Below are 5,421 nucleotides of genomic sequence, written 5' to 3' on the forward strand. Positions count from 1 at the left end.
GAATGTGCCCGTAAATGCGAAATGGCCACCCAGCGTTGGGTGGCCATTTCGTTAAAGGAAGTCCGGCGGTGTCCTACTCTCCCACAGGGTCCCCCCTGCAGTACCATCGGCGCTGAGAGGCTTAGCTTCCGGGTTCGGAATGTGACCGGGCGTTTCCCTCTCGCTATGGCCGCCGAAACACTATTGATGTTTCAAAAACCAACAACGATTGTTCATTGTTGTGTTGTTCTCGACCGTACATCGAGAACCACTCAGTGGACGCAAGCACCAAAAACGGTGTGTTATCAAGTCATCGGCTTATTAGTACCGGTCAGCTTCACGCATTACTGCGCTTCCACATCCGGCCTATCAACCCAGTAGTCTGGCTGGGAGCCTCTCACCCACAAGGGGTATGGAAGTCTCATCTTGAGGCCGGCTTCCCGCTTAGATGCTTTCAGCGGTTATCCATCCCGAACGTAGCTAATCAGCGGTGCTCCTGGCGGAACAACTGACACACCAGAGGTTCGTCCAACCCGGTCCTCTCGTACTAGGGTCAGATCCTCTCAAACTTCCTACGCGCGCAGCGGATAGGGACCGAACTGTCTCACGACGTTCTAAACCCAGCTCGCGTACCGCTTTAATGGGCGAACAGCCCAACCCTTGGGACCTACTCCAGCCCCAGGATGCGACGAGCCGACATCGAGGTGCCAAACCATGCCGTCGATATGGACTCTTGGGCAAGATCAGCCTGTTATCCCCGAGGTACCTTTTATCCGTTGAGCGACAGCGCTTCCACAAGCCACTGCCGGATCACTAGTCCCGACTTTCGTCCCTGCTCGACCTGTCAGTCTCACAGTCAAGCTCCCTTGTGCACTTACACTCGCCACCTGATTGCCAACCAGGTTGAGGGAACCTTTGGGCGCCTCCGTTACATTTTGGGAGGCAACCGCCCCAGTTAAACTACCCACCAGGCACTGTCCCTGAACCGGATCACGGTCCTAAGTTAGATATCCAGAGTGACCAGAGTGGTATTTCAACAATGACTCCACACTCACTGGCGTGAATGCTTCACCGTCTCCCACCTATCCTACACAAGCCACACCGAACACCAATACCAAGCTGTAGTAAAGGTCACGGGGTCTTTCCGTCCTGCTGCGCGTAACGAGCATCTTTACTCGTAATGCAATTTCGCCGAGTTCGCGGTTGAGACAGTTGGGAAGTCGTTACGCCATTCGTGCAGGTCGGAACTTACCCGACAAGGAATTTCGCTACCTTAGGATGGTTATAGTTACCACCGCCGTTTACTGGGGCTTAAATTCTCAGCTTCGCCTTGCGGCTAACCGGTCCTCTTAACCTTCCAGCACCGGGCAGGCGTCAGTCCGTATACATCGTCTTGCGACTTGGCACGGACCTGTGTTTTTAGTAAACAGTCGCTACCCACTAGTCTCTGCGGCCACCACACCCTTTCGGAGCAAGTCCTAATAAGTGGATGGCCCCCCTTCTCCCGAAGTTACGGGGGCATTTTGCCGAGTTCCTTAACCACGATTCTCTCGATCTCCTTGGTATTCTCTACCTGACCACCTGAGTCGGTTTGGGGTACGGGCGGCTAGAACCTCGCGTCGATGCTTTTCTCGGCAGCATAGGATCACCCACTTTTTATCCGCATCGTGTCTCAGCCTCAATGACTCCCGGATTTGCCTAAGAGTCGGCCTACGCACTTGCACCAGGACTACCATCGCCTGGCTTGGGCTACCTTCCTGCGTCACACCTGTTAATACGCTAGCCGCACCAGCATGGGGTCGAGCGTTCACACACACCCGCCTCACCCCGAAGGGATCGGCTAAAGCGTGAGCTAGGACTCTTAGCACCACTGGATTAGCTTGGGCGGTTCTTCGCCGGTACGGGAATATCAACCCGTTGTCCATCGACTACGCCTGTCGGCCTCGCCTTAGGTCCCGACTTACCCAGGGAAGATTAGCTTGACCCTGGAACCCTTGGTCTTTCGGAGGACGTGTTTCTCACACGTCATTCGCTACTCATGCCTGCATTCTCACTCGTGTAGCGTCCACGGCTGGGTCACCCCGCCGCTTCACTCGCCACACGACGCTCTCCTACCCATCAACACGGCTGGACCACGAAGGCCTACCAAAAATGTCAATGCCACAACTTCGGTGGCGTGCTTGAGCCCCGTTACATTGTCGGCGCGGAATCACTTGACCAGTGAGCTATTACGCACTCTTTCAAGGGTGGCTGCTTCTAAGCCAACCTCCTGGTTGTCAAAGCAACTCCACATCCTTTCCCACTTAGCACGCGCTTAGGGACCTTAGTTGGTGGTCTGGGTTGTTTCCCTCTCGACTATGAAGCTTATCCCCCACAGTCTCACTGCTGCGCTCTCACTTACCGGCATTCGGAGTTTGGCTGACGTCAGTAACCTTGTAGGGCCCATCGGCCATCCAGTAGCTCTACCTCCGGCAAGAAACACGCAACGCTGCACCTAAATGCATTTCGGAGAGAACCAGCTATCACGAAGTTTGATTGGCCTTTCACCCCTATCCACAGCTCATCCCCTCAGTTTTCAACCTAAGTGGGTTCGGTCCTCCACGACGTCTTACCGTCGCTTCAACCTGGCCATGGATAGATCACTTCGCTTCGGGTCTAGGACACGCGACTGAATCGCCCTATTCAGACTCGCTTTCGCTACGGCTACCCCACACGGGTTAACCTCGCCACGTATCGCTAACTCGCAGGCTCATTCTTCAAAAGGCACGCTGTCACCCCTACTAAGGAGGCTCCAACGGTTTGTAAGCAAACGGTTTCAGGTACTATTTCACTCCCCTCCCGGGGTACTTTTCACCTTTCCCTCACGGTACTTGTCCGCTATCGGTCATCTGGGAGTATTTAGGCTTATCAGGTGGTCCTGACAGATTCACACGGGATTTCTCGGGCCCCGTGCTACTTGGGATACTCTTCACGCCAAGAACAGGCATTTCGACTACGGGGTTCGCACCCTCTATGACCGGCCATTCAAAACCGTTCGTCTATACCCTCTTGTCACGTCGACTGCTCGGCAGAACAATCCGAAAAGTCCCACAACCCCCAACATGCAACGCCTGCCGGCTATCACACACGCTAGGTTTAGCCTCTTCCGATTTCGCTCGCCACTACTCACGGAATCGCTGTTGCTTTCTCTTCCTGTGGGTACTGAGATGTTTCACTTCCCCACGTTCCCTCTACCCGCCCTATATATTCAGGCGGGAGTCACCAGGTACGCACGCGCCCTGGCGGGGTTTCCCCATTCGGACACCCTCGGATCAAAACTCGCTTATCAGTTCCCCGAGGCTTATCGCAGATTGCTACGTCCTTCTTCGGCTCCAGATGCCAAGGCATCCACCGTTTGCTCTTAAAGACTTGAAATCACATGAGTTGAATCGTCAAAAAATTGACTAATGATCTTTAAGATCATCTTCACGACACAAACCCGAAGGCTCATGTCGAAGATGCTCGCGTCCACTGTGTAGTTCTCAAAGTACGGGCGGTACCCCTCCCCGACATCACAACCGCGACATCAAGAAAAGGCCCTCGAGGAACAGCCACCAACCACCACCGGTTCAACAACCAGCGCGATCAGCGCCCGGCCCCTCAGGACCCAACAGCGTGCATGTGTCAACAACTCCGAACCAGATCATTCCAATGGCAAGCCACGTACTAAACCCGAGAACCTCGTCCCCGACACCAAGTCAAATGTTCCACCCATGAGCTAACCGGCAGACACGAACGGTCTGATCCGGCGCCTGGACACTCACAACCCGAAGGCCATCAGTGCCAGATGCTCCTTAGAAAGGAGGTGATCCAGCCGCACCTTCCGGTACGGCTACCTTGTTACGACTTAGTCCTAATTACCGATCCCACCTTCGACGGCTCCCTCCACAAGGGTTGGGCCACCGGCTTCAGGTGTTACCGACTTTCATGACTTGACGGGCGGTGTGTACAAGACCCGGGAACGTATTCACCGCAGCGTTGCTGATCTGCGATTACTAGCGACTCCGACTTCATGAGGTCGAGTTGCAGACCTCAATCCGAACTGGGACCGGCTTTTTGGGATTCGCTCCACCTCACGGTATTGCAGCCCTTTGTACCGGCCATTGTAGCATGCGTGAAGCCCAAGACATAAGGGGCATGATGATTTGACGTCATCCCCACCTTCCTCCGAGTTGACCCCGGCAGTATCCCATGAGTTCCCACCATTACGTGCTGGCAACATAGAACGAGGGTTGCGCTCGTTGCGGGACTTAACCCAACATCTCACGACACGAGCTGACGACAACCATGCACCACCTGTTCACCAGTGTCCAAAGAGTTGACCATTTCTGGCCCGTTCTGGTGTATGTCAAGCCTTGGTAAGGTTCTTCGCGTTGCATCGAATTAATCCGCATGCTCCGCCGCTTGTGCGGGTCCCCGTCAATTCCTTTGAGTTTTAGCCTTGCGGCCGTACTCCCCAGGCGGGGAACTTAATGCGTTAGCTGCGTCACGGAAACCGTGGAATGGTCCCCACAACTAGTTCCCAACGTTTACGGGGTGGACTACCAGGGTATCTAAGCCTGTTTGCTCCCCACCCTTTCGCTCCTCAGCGTCAGTTACGGCCCAGAGATCTGCCTTCGCCATCGGTGTTCCTCCTGATATCTGCGCATTCCACCGCTACACCAGGAATTCCAATCTCCCCTACCGCACTCTAGTCTGCCCGTACCCACTGCAGGCCCGAGGTTGAGCCTCGGGATTTCACAGCAGACGCGACAAACCGCCTACGAGCTCTTTACGCCCAATAATTCCGGATAACGCTTGCGCCCTACGTATTACCGCGGCTGCTGGCACGTAGTTAGCCGGCGCTTTTTCTGCAGGTACCGTCACTTTCGCTTCTTCCCTGCTAAAAGAGGTTTACAACCCGAAGGCCGTCATCCCTCACGCGGCGTTGCTGCATCAGGCTTTCGCCCATTGTGCAATATTCCCCACTGCTGCCTCCCGTAGGAGTCTGGGCCGTGTCTCAGTCCCAGTGTGGCCGGTCACCCTCTCAGGCCGGCTACCCGTCGACGCCTTGGTGAGCCATTACCTCACCAACAAGCTGATAGGCCGCGAGCCCATCCCAGACCAAAAAATCTTTCCAACCCCCACCATGCGGAAGAGGCTCATATCCAGTATTAGACGCCGTTTCCAGCGCTTATCCCAGAGTCCAGGGCAGGTTGCTCACGTGTTACTCACCCGTTCGCCACTGATCCACCAAGCAAGCTTGGCTTCACCGTTCGACTTGCATGTGTTAAGCACGCCGCCAGCGTTCATCCTGAGCCAGGATCAAACTCTCCGTAAAAAAGAAATGCACACAACACCGGGAAAACGATGCTGCAGCGAGTTTGAAACTGACCAAAGAGAAACATCATTACTGACGTATCC

Annotated in this window: 3 rRNA genes; all 3 read right to left on the reverse strand. The window is 54.9% G+C overall.

The window, feature by feature from the left end:
- Positions 1-60 precede the first annotated feature (60 nt).
- Positions 61-177: ribosomal RNA gene (rrf, locus tag AB0N80_RS16775) — 5S ribosomal RNA — on the reverse strand.
- A 103-nt stretch (positions 178-280) separates the two neighbouring features.
- A 23S ribosomal RNA gene (locus AB0N80_RS16780) occupies positions 281-3,393 on the reverse strand.
- A 423-nt stretch (positions 3,394-3,816) separates the two neighbouring features.
- Positions 3,817-5,338: ribosomal RNA gene (locus AB0N80_RS16785) — 16S ribosomal RNA — on the reverse strand.
- Together the 16S, 23S and 5S rRNA genes form the textbook arrangement of a ribosomal RNA operon.
- Between the last annotated feature and the right edge of the window lie 83 nt (positions 5,339-5,421).

It is taken from the genome of Microbacterium sp. NPDC089188 (assembly GCF_040685155.1).
GTDB classification, from domain to species: Bacteria; Actinomycetota; Actinomycetes; order Actinomycetales; family Microbacteriaceae; genus Microbacterium; species Microbacterium galbum.